The organism is Prochlorococcus sp. MIT 1342 (genome assembly GCF_047304495.1).
Classification (GTDB): Bacteria; Cyanobacteriota; Cyanobacteriia; order PCC-6307; family Cyanobiaceae; genus Prochlorococcus; species Prochlorococcus marinus_D.
On sequence record NZ_CP138957.1, the window covers coordinates 631464 to 646949 of the forward strand.

Annotated in this window: 12 protein-coding genes; 6 read left to right on the plus strand and 6 right to left on the minus strand. The window is 50.8% G+C overall.

Annotation, left to right across the window (positions count from 1 at the left end; all coding sequences use genetic code 11):
- Positions 1-2: 2 nt before the first annotated feature.
- From SIB79_RS03220 to rimI, 4 genes are all read right to left on the minus strand, one after another.
- Positions 3-902 (minus strand): alpha/beta fold hydrolase, encoded by a 900-nt coding sequence (locus tag SIB79_RS03220; RefSeq protein ID WP_063403158.1) that lies wholly within the window; start codon positions 900-902, stop codon positions 3-5.
- Between the two features lie 14 nt (positions 903-916).
- Positions 917-2077, minus strand: a complete 1161-nt coding sequence (locus SIB79_RS03225; RefSeq protein ID WP_063403159.1) for an iron-containing alcohol dehydrogenase family protein — start codon at positions 2075-2077, stop codon at positions 917-919.
- A 16-nt stretch (positions 2078-2093) separates the two neighbouring features.
- Entirely contained in the window at positions 2094-4673 is a 2580-nt protein-coding gene (locus SIB79_RS03230; RefSeq protein ID WP_063403160.1) for an ATP-dependent Clp protease ATP-binding subunit, read from the minus strand.
- Positions 4674-4848: 175 nt separating this feature from the next.
- Complete coding sequence (rimI, locus tag SIB79_RS03235) at positions 4849-5334, minus strand: ribosomal protein S18-alanine N-acetyltransferase (RefSeq protein ID WP_063399270.1); 486 nt, start codon at positions 5332-5334, stop codon at positions 4849-4851.
- Positions 5335-5403: 69 nt separating this feature from the next.
- On the opposite strand from rimI, the gene lysA reads away from it, so the two are divergent.
- Genes lysA through SIB79_RS03260 form a run of 5 tightly spaced genes read left to right on the plus strand, consistent with a single transcriptional unit; the run spans position 5404 to position 10427 of the window.
- A complete protein-coding gene (gene lysA, locus SIB79_RS03240) occupies positions 5404-6771 on the plus strand; it encodes a diaminopimelate decarboxylase (protein ID WP_063403161.1) in 1368 nt (455 codons plus the stop codon).
- Between the two features lie 23 nt (positions 6772-6794).
- Entirely contained in the window at positions 6795-7676 is an 882-nt protein-coding gene (cdaA, locus tag SIB79_RS03245; protein WP_063403222.1) for a diadenylate cyclase CdaA, read from the plus strand.
- Complete coding sequence (locus SIB79_RS03250; RefSeq protein ID WP_063403162.1) at positions 7673-8470, plus strand: isoprenyl transferase; 798 nt, start codon at positions 7673-7675, stop codon at positions 8468-8470. The genes cdaA and SIB79_RS03250 overlap by 4 nt, the downstream gene beginning before the upstream one ends.
- A 20-nt stretch (positions 8471-8490) precedes the next feature.
- Entirely contained in the window at positions 8491-9498 is a 1008-nt protein-coding gene (bioB, locus tag SIB79_RS03255) for a biotin synthase BioB (protein WP_011825650.1), read from the plus strand.
- Positions 9495-10427 carry a rhodanese-related sulfurtransferase gene (locus tag SIB79_RS03260; RefSeq protein WP_063403163.1) on the plus strand — a complete coding sequence of 311 codons (933 nt, stop codon included), beginning with the start codon at positions 9495-9497 and terminating at the stop codon, positions 10425-10427. The genes bioB and SIB79_RS03260 overlap by 4 nt, the downstream gene beginning before the upstream one ends.
- Positions 10428-10823: 396 nt before the next feature.
- On the opposite strand, the gene SIB79_RS03265 is transcribed toward SIB79_RS03260, so the two are convergent.
- On the minus strand, positions 10824-11273 hold the full coding sequence (locus tag SIB79_RS03265) for a hypothetical protein (RefSeq protein WP_236072538.1): 450 nt from the start codon (positions 11271-11273) through the stop codon (positions 10824-10826).
- Between the two features lie 349 nt (positions 11274-11622).
- On the opposite strand from SIB79_RS03265, the gene SIB79_RS03270 reads away from it, so the two are divergent.
- Complete coding sequence (locus SIB79_RS03270) at positions 11623-12855, plus strand: glycoside hydrolase family 10 protein (protein WP_063403164.1); 1233 nt, start codon at positions 11623-11625, stop codon at positions 12853-12855.
- Between the two features lie 8 nt (positions 12856-12863).
- Here SIB79_RS03270 and pepN read toward each other — a convergent pair whose 3' ends face one another.
- Positions 12864-15482 (minus strand): aminopeptidase N, encoded by a 2619-nt coding sequence (gene pepN / locus SIB79_RS03275; protein WP_063403165.1) that lies wholly within the window; start codon positions 15480-15482, stop codon positions 12864-12866.
- Positions 15483-15486: the final 4 nt, after the last annotated feature.

The window sequence follows — 15486 nt, forward strand, 5'->3', positions numbered from 1 at the left end:
GGCTAGGACAAAGCTTGAAGCCAGCGTTGGGCGACAATCTTGGGATGGTCGAGATGTGGTAAATGGCCGCAGTTGTCAAGTTCTTCCACTTGAGACCCCAGCAGGGTGAGGGCTTCCCGTCTCTGAGGTCCATTTAGAATACGGTCGTTGGCACCCCAGATCACATGAAGTGGTTGCTGGGGTAGCGGTGTTCCGCAATTGGCGATCCCTCCACTGCGGGCAAAGGCAGCTAGTGATCTCCTCCAGCCTGATACCTGTAGATGAAGGGAAGCGATTTGTTCCTCAGCATCTCCGACAGAGTTTTTGGGATCAGCGAAGGCTTGGCGGCAGATGCTGCGTCGCACGGCCGGTTGACTAAGGATCCATGCGCCCAGTTGATCTAGGCCTGGAGGGATAGGTTTTGGCCGTCCTGTTAATCCTGCAGGCGAAAGTAAGAGCAAGCGGTTGATTTGTTTTGGATGACGTCGAGCAAGCTCCATGGCAATAGCACCTCCCATTGATGCTCCGATGACTCCCACTGAAGTATTAGAGGGCAGATGGGCTAGCAGTTCATCGAGGTGACGGATGAGCGCCTCTTGTCCATAGTCAGCTTCAGAGGGACGGGGAGTGAAGCCAAAACCATACAAATCCGGAATCACAAGCTGATGGTGAGGGCTTAATAACGGAGCTAGGCGTCGGAATTCAAGGAAGCTGCTATCAAACCCATGCAGCAGCAGCACTGGAGCTCCCTCGCCAGTGATGGCTACTGGGTAGGACTCAGGCTCTGAGGTCGAGCATGGGACAAGCCCCGGTAAAGACCACCACTGAACTTGATTGGCCAGGTCACGGGCTAATGGATCCAGAAGTTGTGGTGTGAGCTGACGTAAAAGGGTTTCTGACGAGGCGATTGTTTGAGCTGCCATTCCAGTTTTGAGGTTCAAGAGGCTGCCATTCGCTTGGTGACTGTGGATTCGACGGGGACCGGGCCATTGTCGCTAGCGCCGAGGAGTGCTTCGAGTAGGGCGCTGGAATTGACGGGAAACGGCAGTTGGTATAGGTCAGAGCCTTTTTGACAGGCGAATTGGCAGACCTCATGCAGCTCGTGAAGACTCAAATTCGATAGGCCCAGATCCTCAAGATTTACAGGTAGATCAAGTCCTTTGAGGAATGGAATCAGCTGTCGCCTTGCTTGTCCGGCCAGTTGATGGCCTCCAACAATCTCCTCAAGACGCAACTGTACGAGAATCCCGTAACCCACCTTTTCTCCATGAAGGACCTCATGGCAATTTTTTAATTGCGTGAGTGCGTTGTGTACCGCGTGGGCAGCGGCAGTACGGCAGCGAGAACCGCCAATCCCTCCGATCAGCCCTGCAGTTAGTGCGCAGGCTTCGGCAACTCTGATCCAGGCCAGGCTGTTTTGATCTTTCAGCGCTTCAGGCCCATCAAGCAGAAGCTGATCGCGCAAGACCCTTGCCATCTGCACAGCTTGTTGAATTAAGCCATCGTTGCTGGAGCCATTGCTGACAGACGCTTCGTACCATTTGGCGATTGCATCTGCGATGCCGCTTGCGAGAGTCCTTGGAGGAGCCTGACGCACGAGACCATGATCAAAGATCATCAGATGTGGACATCGAGCCAGAACTTGATCGCGTTGAAAAGCACCTGTTGGTGAATAGATATTGGCGAGGGCGGTCCAACCGGCACAGGTGGCTGCACTCAATGGAACTGTGATGCATGGGATGCTTAGCCGATGGGCCAAAAGCTTCCCGGCATCTAGCACCTTGCCCCCACCTGCGGCAATTACACCGTCGCAGGAGTTGTACAAGGCAAGAGCATTGATCCGCTTGAGATCCATCTCGCAGCAATCGTGCTTGAGCTCAGCAGAAACTGTGTTGAGTCCAAGGTCCCTGAGGTTGTTGAGTAATCCCTGGCGTAACTCAGCCGTGGCGATGCTGCGTCCAAGAAGTAAAGGTGAGCGGCAAATCGAGGCAATGAGTTGATGGCTTTCTTCCCACGCCCTTTCTCCCCTAACAACCTTTGCGGGGGCGATGGAGTGAGCGCAGTGAGAGACCTCCTCAGGCAAATTGTTTTTGTTCATTGATGTAGGAGAGGTGTCAGACGCCTGCTCCAGCGAGTTCCGGTGTGGCAGCAGTTTTGCTGATATGGCGTACAACGATTTGCTTGTTGTCATCCACATCCATCTCCGCAGAATCACCGTCCTTGATGCGGCCAGTAAGCACTTCCTCGGCAAGACTGTCTTCCATGAGTCGCATGACAGCCCTTCGTAGCGGCCTCGCTCCATAAGAGGGGTTGTATCCCTCTTCCACTAGTCGTTCTTTGAATGCATCTGAAACAGTGAGAGTGATCCCTTTGTCTTGCATGCGAGAGAACACTTCTTGAAGCATGATCTCAGCGATTTCTTTCACCTCATTTCTACTGAGTTGGCGGAAGACGATAATTTCATCGAGACGGTTCAGAAATTCAGGACGGAAGTATTGTTTTAGTTCTTCGTTGACAAGGGATTTGATTCGGTTGTATTGACTGTCTTCTGCGTTTTCACCTGAGAATTCGAAGCCAAGTCCTCCGCCTCCTTTCTCAATCACTTTTGAACCGATATTCGAAGTCATAATGATCAAGGTATTCTTGAAGTCCACTGTTCTTCCTTTGGAGTCAGTTAGTCGACCATCTTCCAATAATTGAAGCAGCAGGTTAAAAACATCTGGATGTGCCTTCTCGATTTCGTCGAAGAGCACAACGGTATAAGGTCTGCGACGAACAGCTTCGGTGAGTTGTCCCCCTTCGTTGAACCCCACATAGCCAGGAGGTGATCCGATCAGCTTGCTGACCGTATGTCGCTCCATGAATTCCGACATGTCTAGTCGGATCATGGCTTCTTCGCTACCAAAGAAGTAGGTGGCGAGAGCTTTGGTTAGTTCGGTTTTGCCCACGCCAGTAGGGCCTGAAAAGATGAAACTGGCAATGGGGCGATTGGGGTTTTTGAGGCCCACCCTGGCTCGACGGATGGCTTTCGAGACTGCTTTGACGGCTTCATCTTGGCCAATCAGCCTCTGGTGGAGGGTTTCCTCCATGTTTAGGAGCTTCACTGATTCGCTTTCGGTGAGCTTTTGTACAGGTACTCCGGTCCAAGCCGCCACGATGTTGGCAATATCTTCTTCTGTCACCAGCGGTGTGGTGAGATGAGGAATTAATGCAGCTGTTGTCTCTTTTTCAGGTTGAGGCGTTGGCGTCTCATCGCTGGAACGAACAGCATTTTCCACCTCAGCGGGGGGCGAGTCCTCACTACCTTGGCGACTGCTTTGAAGCAGAGTGCGGATCTTCTCTCTTAGCTCAACTTCTTTTTCACGTAATTCCCCGGCTTTGGCGAAGTCCTGATCACGAACGGCATCTTCTTTTTCCTTTTGAACCTTGCGTAATTCTTTGTCAACCTCTTTTGCCGCAGGGGGAAGTTTGGAGTTAAGCAAACGCACGCGGCTGCCAGCTTCATCGATTAAGTCGATGGCCTTATCCGGCAGGAAGCGGTCAGAGATATAGCGATCGCCTAGGTTTGCTGCGGCATCTAGGGCTTCGTCTGTGATTTTTAGGCGGTGATGTTGTTCGTAACGCTCCCTTAATCCTTGCAGGATTTCAATGGTTTCAGCGATCGATGGCTCGCCAACCATGACCGGCTGAAATCGGCGTTCTAGGGCAGCATCCCGTTCGATGTGTTTTCGATATTCGTCAAGAGTGGTGGCACCAATGCACTGCAGTTCTCCTCTAGCTAGCGCTGGTTTGAGAATGTTGGCGGCATCGATGGCACCTTCTGCAGCGCCTGCCCCAATCAGTGTGTGCACTTCATCGATGACCAGGATCACGTTGCCTGCGGCTTTGATCTCTTCCATGATCTTTTTGAGCCGTTCTTCGAATTCTCCCCGGTATTTGGTTCCAGCAACTAGCAGGCCGATGTCGAGGGTTAGAACCCTCTTTTCTTCAAGGATGTCGGGAATATCTCCCTGTTGGATGCGTTGAGCGAGGCCTTCAGCAATTGCTGTTTTGCCAACTCCAGGCTCTCCAATCAGTACAGGGTTGTTCTTTGTGCGTCTTCCGAGGATCTGAATAACACGATCGATTTCATTTTGTCGCCCGACAACAGGATCAAGCTTGGATTCATTGGCTAGCTGGGTCAGGTTGCTGCCGAATTCATCAAGTGTGGCTGTCTTCGTTGAGCCTTTGCCTCCACCTCCGCCTGCAGTGACCTCGGCGGTTTCTCCGAGCATGCGGATTACTTGGGTGCGCACCTTTGCTAGGTCTACACCAAGGTTTTCGAGGACTCGGGCTGCTACACCCTCTCCTTCTCGGATGAGACCAAGCAGTAAATGTTCTGTACCGATGTAATTGTGGCCAAGTTGTCGGGCTTCTTCTAGAGAGAGTTCCAGTACGCGCTTTGCTCTGGGAGTAAAGGGGATTTCTACGGCGACGAAGCCTGAACCACGGCCAATGATCTTTTCAACTTCAACGCGGGCGTCTTTAAGGTTCACGCTCATTGACTTGAGAACCTTCGCTGCCACACCTGTGCCCTCACCGATCAATCCCAAAAGAATCTGCTCGGTGCCCACGAAATTATGACCAAGACGCCGGGCCTCTTCCTGGGCCAGCATGATCACCTTGATGGCCTTCTCGGTAAACCGCTCGAACATGGTCCGGGGCACGTGAATCTATCTCTAACTTATCAGGGTTGGTGTTGGAATGTGAGCTGTTGGATTATTTGGCCTTGTCCCTTTACTGCAAGGGAGTTAGTGGTTTCAATAGTAACAATGAAGTAGCTAAGATGTTTGTCTTCGTTGTATTTCCCGGACGGTAATCCGTACTTATTCAAATCTTTTGTCTTGGCTCAGCCTGCTTCCCTAAGCTTCGCCACTGAATCAGAGCATCTTGGCCGTTGCTGTAATAGTGATGACGACATCCTGCTGTCTTGAATCCGCAGCTTTCGTAAAGCCCTCTGGCCGCCGAATTGTTTCTGGCAACTTCGAGTGTGGCGTGGATGGCTCCTGTTCGTTGACCTTGCTCGAGCAACTTTGATAGCAGCAGACGGGCAAGGCCCTGTCTGCGATGTTGAGGATGAACGCCTATTGCGGTGAGATGAAGTTCGTCTACCACTAGCCAGCCACAGGCCAAAGCAAGCAGTGTTGAAGACTTGAGCACTCCCATGCAGAGACTGCGGGAATCGATCAATTCCTGAATCCATTGCTGTTTGCTCCAGAGGCCATTGAGTGCGAGTTGATTCAGCTCCATGCACGCATTGATCTGTTCCGGCCCTAGATGGATGACTTCCATTGCTTGGATGTCGTGCTTCAACATGCCTAACCCCTTCCTTGGGGGGATTGATGCCTACATTGATCCCTCTAACTAATTTCCTCGTCCATCGCCATGATGTCATCCAGCCCCTATGAGCCTGGGCGGGATCCCCTTAGCCCCAATTGCAACCTCGCGCCGATTACAACCGAACTTGATGCGCAATCACGCTTGATCGTTGGAGGCTGTCAACTGAGCGAATTGGCGGAGTGTTATGGCACACCTCTCTATGTGCTTGATGAAGCCACTTTGAGGGCAGCTTGTCAGTCATACCGTGGGGCATTACAGCGTCACTATCCAGGGCCATCTCTTCCTATCTATGCCTCTAAGGCCAATAGCTCATTGATGATGAGCAGCCTGGTGGCTTCAGAAGGTTTTGGGCTGGATGTGGTCTCAGCAGGTGAGTTGCTTACCGCTTTGAAGGGAGGTGTGCCAGGCGATTGCATTGTGCTTCATGGCAACAACAAATCTGATCAGGAGCTGCTGCTTGCCTATCGCAATGGCGTGACAATCGTTGCTGATAATCAGCATGATCTGGATCGCCTCTCACAACTGGTGCCGGTTGGAGCAGATCCTGCAAAGTTGATGTTGCGTTTCACTCCGGGCATCGAATGCCATACCCATGAGTACATCCGCACCGGCCATCTTGATAGCAAGTTTGGTTTTGATCCAGATCAGCTGGAATCGGTTCTGAATCAGTTACTCGGCTGTCGCTGGGCACGCTTAACGGGACTCCACGCTCATATTGGATCGCAGATCTTTGAATTGGAACCTCATCAGGATCTGGCAGATGTGATGGCTGGTGCTCTGCAACTGGCTAGGCGCCTGGGGCATCCAGTCATGGATCTCAACGTTGGAGGAGGCCTAGGTGTCAGATATGTCAGCTCTGATGATCCACCTTCAATTGATAACTGGGTCAAGGTGGTTGCCGAGGCAGTGAATCAAGCCTGTCGTTCTCGCAAACTGGATTTGCCCCGGTTGATGTGTGAGCCGGGTCGCTCTCTGGTCGCTGCTGCCGGAGTCACCCTTTATCGGGTTGGATCACGCAAGACCATCCCAGGGCTGCGTACCTATCTTTCTGTCGATGGAGGGATGAGTGATAACCCCCGCCCAATCACGTATCAATCTCTCTATACGGCTTGCCTTGCTGACCGCCCTTTGGCCTCGCCAGACGAGACGATCACTCTGGTTGGCAAGCATTGTGAATCTGGGGATGTTCTGCTTAAGGACCTTGCTTTGCCATATGCCAGCAGTGGAGACGTCTTGGTCGTGTTCGCGACAGGGGCTTACAACGTCTCTATGAGTTCTAACTACAACCGCATCCCACGACCTGCAGCGGTACTTGTTCATTCAGGCCACTCGGAGTTGGTGCAGAGGCGTGAGCAGCCAGAAGATCTTCTGCGATATGACGTTATGCCGGAACGATTTTTAGCGTTAGGCTGAGCAAGCAAGGCTGGGGAGTGGGAGTGAACTTGTGGGGGGTGGTAGATCCGCGCCTGCTCGATGTTTTGTTTGCTTCGGCCCTTGGCGTCTTGCTTTTTTCTAGGGTCAATGAGCGGCGCACCCTGTGGTTGTTGAGGGGGTACCTCTTTTTGGTTGCCTTGGCTTGGTTTGTGCAGCGCTTTGAAAATCTTCCGCTCACTTCAAAGTTGGTGGATGCGCTGGTTTTGGCTTGTTCTTTGTCATTAGCAATCCTTTGGCAGGGGGAACTGAGACGTTTGATGGAATTACTGGGAACAGGTCGCCTGGCCGTTCTCCTTGGCAATCCTCAGAACGAGTTACGGGCCACCGCCAGCACCGTTGCTCAGCTCACTGAGGCGGCTGGACGTTTATCTCAGAGCCGCCGTGGAGCATTGGTTGTTGTTGATATGGGTAGTGATCTTCGTCCAGAAGACTTCCTTAACCCTGGTGTGCTGATCGATGCCCAGCTAAGTAGTGAGTTGCTGCTGAATCTTTTTGCATCTGATACGCCCCTTCATGACGGGGCAGTACTTGTAAAGGGCAATCGGATCGTTTCTGCTGGTGTGATTCTGCCCCTCTCGCGGCAGGGCATCAGCCGTTATGGCACGAGACATTTAGCAGCTTTGGGGATAACAGAACGTTTTGATCGCTGTATTTGTGTGGTGGTTTCCGAAGAGACTGGAACATTGTCTCTTGCAAGCCAGGGCCGGCTTGAACGGCCCATCACCAGTAGTCGTCTGCAGGATTTGCTTAAGGCCTTGATTGGTTCCTCATTAGGAGCAGCGGCCACGAAGGGGGCCTCTAGTCCAGTCAAAGCTTCGGCTGTTGCTACACAAGCTTCATCCAGGCTTAGCGTGAGCAGCTCTATCGAGGAACCACTCCCGTGAGCCGCCGTTCGGCCACTAGTTCAGACCATCCAAAGGTCTGTGCATGTCCCTCGGGGCTTGATCCCTATCGGCTACCTAACCATGTGGCTGTGATTATGGATGGGAATGGACGCTGGGCCAAGGCCAGGGGCCTGCCTAGGATGGTTGGCCATCGCGCTGGCGTAGAAGCTCTCAAGAGAACCCTTCGTCTTTGCAGTGACTGGGGCATTGGCGCCCTTACGGCTTATGCCTTTTCTACGGAGAATTGGTCTCGCCCTGGAGATGAGGTGAATTTCTTGATGACTTTGTTTGAGCGTGTGCTGCAGAGGGAGTTGGAATCACTTGAGCGTGAAAAGGTACGGATTCGTTTCCTGGGAGACCTTGAGGGTCTCCCATCAGGTCTTCAGGAGTTGATCAGTGAGGCCACCGAGCTCACTGTTAGGAACAATGGTATTCACTTCAATGTCTGCACCAATTACGGTGGTCGACGTGAACTGGTGCTAGCGGCACAGAAACTTGCACAACGCGCTGCAAGAGGGGATCTTGATCCAACTTTGATTGATGAGAACAGTTTCGAGGCTGAGTTGCTCACGGCTGGTGAGGTTGATCCAGACCTGCTGATCCGCACCAGTGGTGAGCGACGGATCAGTAATTTTCTGCTCTGGCAACTCGCCTATGCAGAAATTCACGTCACCGATGTGTGCTGGCCTGATTTTGATGAAGTAGCTTTGACAAAAGCTCTTTTTGATTACCAGTCACGCTGTCGTCGTTTCGGCGGCTTGGATCCAATTGCAGCGAATCATCTGGGATCTTGACCGTTGGCTCCAGTCGTTCCATGACCGTGCTTATTGCCAAGGATCTCACCTTTGAACCCGTTGTTCATCGTTATGACTGGACAGTGGATGAGGTGCGGGAACTTTTGGAGCGACCACTTATGGACTTGCTCTGGCAGGCCCAGCTTGTGCATCGGACGGCAAATCCTGGCTATCGGGTTCAGCTGGCTTCTTTGCTCAGCGTGAAGACGGGAGGATGCCAGGAGGATTGCGCTTATTGCCCACAGTCCATGCACAACAGTAGTGATGTTGAAGGGCAGCCCGATCTAGTGGTTCAGATCCAAACAGTGCTTGAGCGCGCACGGGCCGCCAAAGATGCTGGTGCGGATCGCTTCTGCATGGGATGGGCTTGGCGGGAGATCAGAGATGGTGCCCAGTTTGAAGCCATGCTTGCGATGGTGAGTGGTGTACGGGAGTTGGGACTAGAGGCCTGTGTTACTGCCGGTATGCTGACTGAAAAGCAGGCTTCTCGGTTGGCAGATGCGGGATTGACTGCCTACAACCACAATCTTGATACCAGCCCTGAGTACTACGACCAGATCATCACAACGCGCACATACCAAGAGCGAATCGAAACCCTTCAGAAGGTTCGTTCAGCTGGCATCACTCTTTGCTGTGGGGGCATCATCGGGATGGGGGAATCAACGCTGGATCGAGCCTCTCTTCTTTGTGTACTAGCCAATATCAACCCTCATCCTGAGAGTGTTCCAATTAATGGTCTGGTGGCAGTGGAGGGCACGCCATTGCAGGACCTCCCTGCGGTGGATCCTTTAGAGATGGTGCGCATGGTTGCGACGGCTCGAATTCTGATGCCTCGCAGTCGTGTTCGTCTAAGCGCAGGGCGTGAGCAGCTTGGTCGAGAGGCTCAGATCCTTTGTCTCCAAGCGGGAGCTGATTCGATCTTTTACGGCGATAGTTTGCTAACTACCAGCAATCCTGATGTAAAAACTGATCGCGAACTTCTCTCTCAGGCAGGAGTTCATGCGAATTGGGAGGAGAGTGACGAATGAATCTGCAAGATGATCAGACCTTTGCAGATCTATTTCAGGTAGCGACTTTCTATTCCTTTACTGCTTGGCCTGAGGTCACTATTTCCTGCTTATTGCAGGATCTGCTGAGCCTTGGGGATGAACATCAACTGATGGGAACTGTGCTGTTAGCAGAGGAAGGGGTGAATGGAACGATTTGTGGATCGGTTGGTGGTGTTAGCGCTTTGCTTGAGAGGTTAGAACGCGATTTGATCGAGGGTTTGTTTGAATTGAAAATTAGCTGGACGCCTGAGCAGGCTTTTCGTCGCTTCAAGGTTCGCCGTAAGGCAGAGATTGTGACCATGGGTCTTGCCGGCCTGAATCCATCAAAGACGGTGGGGACTTATGTGGACGCTCATGAATGGAATGATCTAATTGATGATCCAGATACTCTTTTGATTGATACGCGAAATGACTATGAGATTGCGATTGGGGAATTTAAAGGAGCAATAAACCCCAAAACGAAGTGCTTCCGCGACTTTCCTGCTTGGGTAGAACAGCAGTTGCGTTCGATGGTTAAAGCACAAACTCCAGCACGAATAGCCATGTATTGCACAGGCGGCATTCGCTGTGAGAAGGCTACGTCTTATCTGATTGAGAAGGGCTTTACTAACGTCCATCATCTTCGTGGTGGCATCCTTCGTTATTTTGAGGAGGTATCTCAAGCTGAAAGTCGCTGGCAAGGAGAGTGTTTTGTTTTTGATCAACGTGTGGCTTTGAATCATCAGCTTTCACCTGGTGTCCATTGTCTTTGTCATGCCTGTGGAATGCCCCTCACCCCTGAGGATCAGACGATGAATAGTTATCTGCCTGGTGTTCAATGTCGCCACTGCGTGGATCAATTTAGTGATACGGACCGTATTCGTTTTGCTGAAAGACAACGGCAGATGGAACACAGTTCTAGGAAGTAGACAACACAGCGATGAAGAAAGTGTGTCTGTATGGTTTTTAGTTAGAGATTGGCTAAGTTTATGCCAAGAGCAGTTGAATATCTCCAAGCAGGCTTTCCAGTAATGTGGCTCTTGTTGAAGTGAAGTTTTTTCTTTGGCTACTCTCACGAAGGAATGCTATGAAATGGATGCATGAACAGTTGGTTTTGTTCGAGCAATTAATCTTGCAATGTTGAATGAATTGCTTGCTTGCATTGATTAGAGAAGTCTGGTTAGAGACTCAGTATTTTTCTGCCGGAACATCTTCCTGGAAAGGCAAGTAGCATGTATGGCTCCAACTCTCATGGATTTAAGAGAGTTGGAGCCATACATGCCTAACTGATCTAAAGCAGTAAATAAGAAGCCAATTTTGAGGCTTTAAACTTGATTTGATCTCAGCTTAGCTCCAATTCTTTGGTTGTTTGCTCTGCCTTTGTGATGGCCATGCTTAAGGTGTGATTGCATAGGCTCTAGCCCCATGTTCTTTAGGGTGGCATTGATTTTTTTGCGGCGTTGCTCTTTTAAGGCTCTATAAGATTTCCGCCCTTTTTGTTTACAGTTTCGAAAAGCTTCTGGTGTTTGGGCAGAATCAATACAGTTCTGGGAAGCGTTGATGATGGCAATCCGATTGTCTGCACTACTTAGTTCCCATTCTTTGCGGGCCTCAAAAAGCTTCTGTTGCTGAGCTTCGCTAAGTTTGGCTCTAAACCTTTGGCCACCTTTGTTGGCGTCAGCATCGCGGACGACAAAGGCCGAACCAGCAAGGGCAAAACAAGGAATCAGCCAAAGGGCTTTGGAACGTATGGAAAAGTTCATCGAGAACTCCAAAAGTTGACCTTTTTATCTTGCGCGGATGCACATGCAAAAATCTGACCAGAAGCACTGCAAAGCATGACTAAGTTTGACCGTGGTCTTCAGGTAGACCTTTGCCCATAGGCCAGACAAAAACACGTGTTGCGATCAATGCCTTTGGGATTGTCCGTTGGTCTGAGTGTTAGCAAGGATATGTAGGGGCTCAATAACGATTAAGTGCGATTGGTTTCGTTCTCTCATCTCTTTTGCTTCTTTGCTAGCAAGCAGGCTATTTATGCTCATCTTTCAGTACTAGATACCTTTCTACAACTTCAACCCTTCTCCACGCTTTGCTTAAATCCTGTTTTTGGTTGAATCTCGCGTCATGCCAAGAAATATGCCATGCCCTGATAACACGATGCCATCACTCAGCTTTTGGTGGCGCTATCCCTACTTGAGAGTGTTAGTGGTTGTGTTGTTGATGACTTCTCAACCATGGGCAATTTCAGCGCAGGCATCAACTTCCCCATCAGTGGCCCAATCAAGCTTGCGTCATTTAAGTGATCATTTGCCGATTGTTGGTGTTTGGATGACCAATAGTCCGAGCCCTCTTTATTACAGACGTAACTTGATGCATAAGGCGGTGAAAGATCTCTATGGCGCAGGATTCACGGCGCTCTATCTCAATGTTTGGAGTCGGGGGTCTACCTTCCATCGCAGCAACTATGCCCCTGTAGAAGGGCCCCTTCAGAAAGCAGGCTTGGCTCTAGACCCTATTTGCACCCTGAGTAGAGAAGGTCATGCCCGCGGCATGAAGGTGGTGCCATGGTTTGAATACGGGCTGATGGAGCCTGATGACGCAGAGGTGGTTAAGCTTCATCCCGACTGGGTTCTTGCCAGAGCTGATGGCAACCCAGTTGTGAAGATGCATGGGAATCACCAGCGGGTTTGGCTTAATCCAGCCCATCCAGAGGTTCGTGCGCGATTCATTGGCGTAGTGATTGAGGTCATGAAGCGCTGCAAGATGGATGGCGTTCAGCTTGATGATCATTTTGCTTGGCCGGTGCAGCTTGGTTATGACCCTTACACCGTGGCTCTTTATCAACAAGAAACGGGCTCCTCTCCGCCCCGGGACTACAGCGACCGCTTTTGGATGCAATGGAGAAGGCGGAAACTGACCGGTTTGCTTAGAGAACTGAGGCAAGCATTGGAGAAGGAAAAGCTACCTGTCAACATCAGCCTTGCCCCTGGGCCTTTCAGGTTTGCTTACAACAACTGGCTTCAAGACTGGGAGCTTTGGACTGTAGGCAAATTGATAGACGAGTTGGTTGTGCAGAACTACGCCTACTCGCTCAAGGGATTTGCGAAGGATCTCGACCAGCCGGCCTTACGCAAAGCACCTCAATTGGGTGTCCCTGTGCATATTGGTGTGCTGGCAGGATTCGGCAAACGCACCACGCCCATGCCGATTTTGGCTGAAAAGGTTCGAATGGCAGCTGAGCGCGGCCATGGAGTGATTTATTTTTATTGGGAGGGGCTCTGGGGACAGCACGCTGGCATCGAGGGTGGAATTCAGCGCCTCAGGCAGTTCAAGCAATTGCATGAGAAGAAAAACTAGGCTTACTTCTAGTGTTTTGGCTGCATGAGTGTGACCACTTCTCTGGTATTTGCAGAAAGCTCTGCACTGGCCAGTTGATCGATGGCCCGGTGCATCGCCTCTTTCCTTGAGGGAGCATAAGTTTGCCAACGACTGAACACTTTCACCATGCGTGAAGCAGTGATTGGGTTGCGTTGATCAATGGCGATGAGCTGTTCAGCCATGAACTTGTAACCACTTCCATCAATAGCGTGAAATACAGGTGGATTTGAAGCGAGCCCACCAAGGACAGCCCTTATCGCGTTGGGTGCCATTGGGTCAAAGCGGGGATGATCTAGTAACTGTTTGATTCGTTCAAGCCCATCTGACCGTGGAGTGGATGCCTCCAGAGCAAACCAGGTATCTAGGATCACTGGTCGATCTTGCCAGCGCTCGTAAAAGCTTTTGAGAGCTTCGTCTCGCTCAGTACATTCAATGGGTTGTAGTGCCCGAAGGGCCGCTCGAGCCAAAGACATCGAGGGTCCGTTGACTGCTTCAACTGCTTCCTTGCGAACTTTGCAATCACCAGCAGCCGCTAACCAGCTCCAGGTCAGTCCTGTGAGCATGCGTTCACCTTGTCCAGCTGGCCATTGAGCCCCCCAATTCAATCGACTACGTTCAAGCAGATTCTGGAGCGGATCTGAAAGCTTGACTCCCAACCATGACTTGAGTGATTGATAGACCTGATAGAGCATCAATGGATCGGCGACATCCTGGGCGGCCTCCAGTTCAGCTAGTCCTGGCATGCCAAATAACATCGCCAGAAAAGAGGGATCACTCTCCCCTCCACTGGTGATCAGTTGATTTAGCGCTAGAGCTAAACGTTCTTCAAGTGGCTTGTCAGCTTGCTTGCGAGCCCTTGCTAAAAGGATCTTTCTCCATAATCTCTGGCCTGCTTCCCATCGAGCAACGGGATCGTCATCCAGAGCAAGTAGCTGCAACGATTCGTCGACTGAGACGTCCATCTGCAACGTGATCGGAGCTGAAAAACGACGAAATATCGATAGAGCTGGAGGCTTTGCTTGCCTTGGTAGATCCCTTAGTGAGACGCTCTGCGTGTCTTGGTCCAACACAACCAGTTTCTCTTCGCCGATGCGTCCATTTGGGCCGATCACGGCGAGGGCCATCGGAATGACTAGAGGTGCTTTTGAGGGTTGACCAGGCGTTGGTGGTGTGAATTGGCTGACCTCAAGTGTGAGTGTTCCGACTTGAGAATCCCAGTGGCGTTTGACGCAGACTTGAGGAGTTCCGCTTTGGTGATACCAACGCTGAAATTGATCAAGATCAAACCCAAGTTGTTCCCCATTTGCGCAGGCTCCTTCAGCAATGGAGTGGATAAAATCTTCTGTGGTGGCAGCAGTGCCATCAAAACGCTGCACATATAACGCCATTCCTGCCATGAAGCGTTGCTGCCCAAGCAGGGTGTGAAGCATGCGGATTAACTCTGCACCTTTTTCATAAATAGTTGTGGTGTAGAAGTTGTCAATTGCCTTGTACTCACTAGGTTTCACTGGATGAGATGTAGGGCCTGAATCTTCGCGAAATTGGGTGTTTCGCAGCATTGATACATCCTCGATGCGTTTCACTGCTTTTGAATGCAGATCCGCTGTGAAGCTCTGATCCCGAAATACAGTGAGACCTTCTTTTAGGGAGAGCTGAAACCAGTCCCTGCAGGTGATACGGTTGCCAGTCCAGTTGTGAAAATATTCATGAGCAACAACACTTTCGATTCGTTCAAGTTCACCATCGGTGGCACATTCGGAATCAGCCAATACAAGTTTTGAGTTGAATATATTTAAGCTCTTATTCTCCATTGCACCCATGTTGAAGTGGCGCACTGCCACAATGTTGTATTCATCCAGGTCGTACTCCAGCCCATAGACCTTTTCATCCCAGGTCATAGCTTTTTTCAGAGAATCCAAGGCGTGAGAGGTGTAGGTCTCATCTCCCTTCTCAACATGCAAACGCAATAGAACTGAGCGTCCAGATTTGGTTTTGAAACGAGCCTGAACTTCCTGAAGTGCCCCTGCAACCAAAGCAAAGAGATAGGCAGGCTTGGGATAGGGATCGTCCCAAATTGCCTCATGTCGCATTGGATCTTTAGCTAAAGGCCCTTTGCTCACAAGATTTCCGTTCGAGAGCAACACTGGATAGCGCGTCCGATCCGCCTCAATTCGTACTCGATAGCGACTGAGCACATCCGGACGATCAGGATGGAAGCAGATTCGACGGAAGCCTTCTGCCTCACATTGGCTTGTGAGCATGCTCTCGCTGGCATAAAGCCCTTCTAGTGAGGTGTTGTTGAAGGGATCAATTCGGCAGATGATCTTCAATTCAAAAGGATGAATTGGTGGCTGATGGAGAACTAACTCACTGCTAGATAGGCTGTAGGCATCCGTTGGTAAAGAACTGCCGTTTATAACAATGGAGTCCAACTCCAGGTTTAACCCCTGAAGGACTAAAGGAACTTTGGTTGTCAAGGCAGGCTCGATCTGCATGGAGCTGGAGATCGCGATGTGCTGTTCTTCGACAACAACATCCAGTTCAATGTTAGGAATCTGGAAAGGATATGGCCTGTAATCTGCTAATCGAGTGGTTGCTGTTGTCATGGGG

Bases quoted from the DNA above. Each gene is read 5' to 3' on its own strand.
- SIB79_RS03220 (WP_063403158.1), bottom strand. From the start codon at position 902: ATGGCAGCTCAAACAATCGCCTCGTCAGAAACCCTTTTACGTCAGCTC.
- SIB79_RS03225 (WP_063403159.1), bottom strand. From the start codon at position 2,077: ATGAACAAAAACAATTTGCCTGAGGAGGTCTCTCACTGCGCTCACTCC.
- SIB79_RS03230 (WP_063403160.1), bottom strand. From the start codon at position 4,673: ATGTTCGAGCGGTTTACCGAGAAGGCCATCAAGGTGATCATGCTGGCC.
- rimI (WP_063399270.1), bottom strand. From the start codon at position 5,334: ATGTTGAAGCACGACATCCAAGCAATGGAAGTCATCCATCTAGGGCCG.
- lysA (WP_063403161.1), top strand. From the start codon at position 5,404: ATGATGTCATCCAGCCCCTATGAGCCTGGGCGGGATCCCCTTAGCCCC.
- bioB (WP_011825650.1), top strand. From the start codon at position 8,491: ATGACCGTGCTTATTGCCAAGGATCTCACCTTTGAACCCGTTGTTCAT.
- SIB79_RS03260 (WP_063403163.1), top strand. From the start codon at position 9,495: ATGAATCTGCAAGATGATCAGACCTTTGCAGATCTATTTCAGGTAGCG.
- SIB79_RS03270 (WP_063403164.1), top strand. From the start codon at position 11,623: ATGCCAAGAAATATGCCATGCCCTGATAACACGATGCCATCACTCAGC.
- pepN (WP_063403165.1), bottom strand. From the start codon at position 15,482: ATGACAACAGCAACCACTCGATTAGCAGATTACAGGCCATATCCTTTC.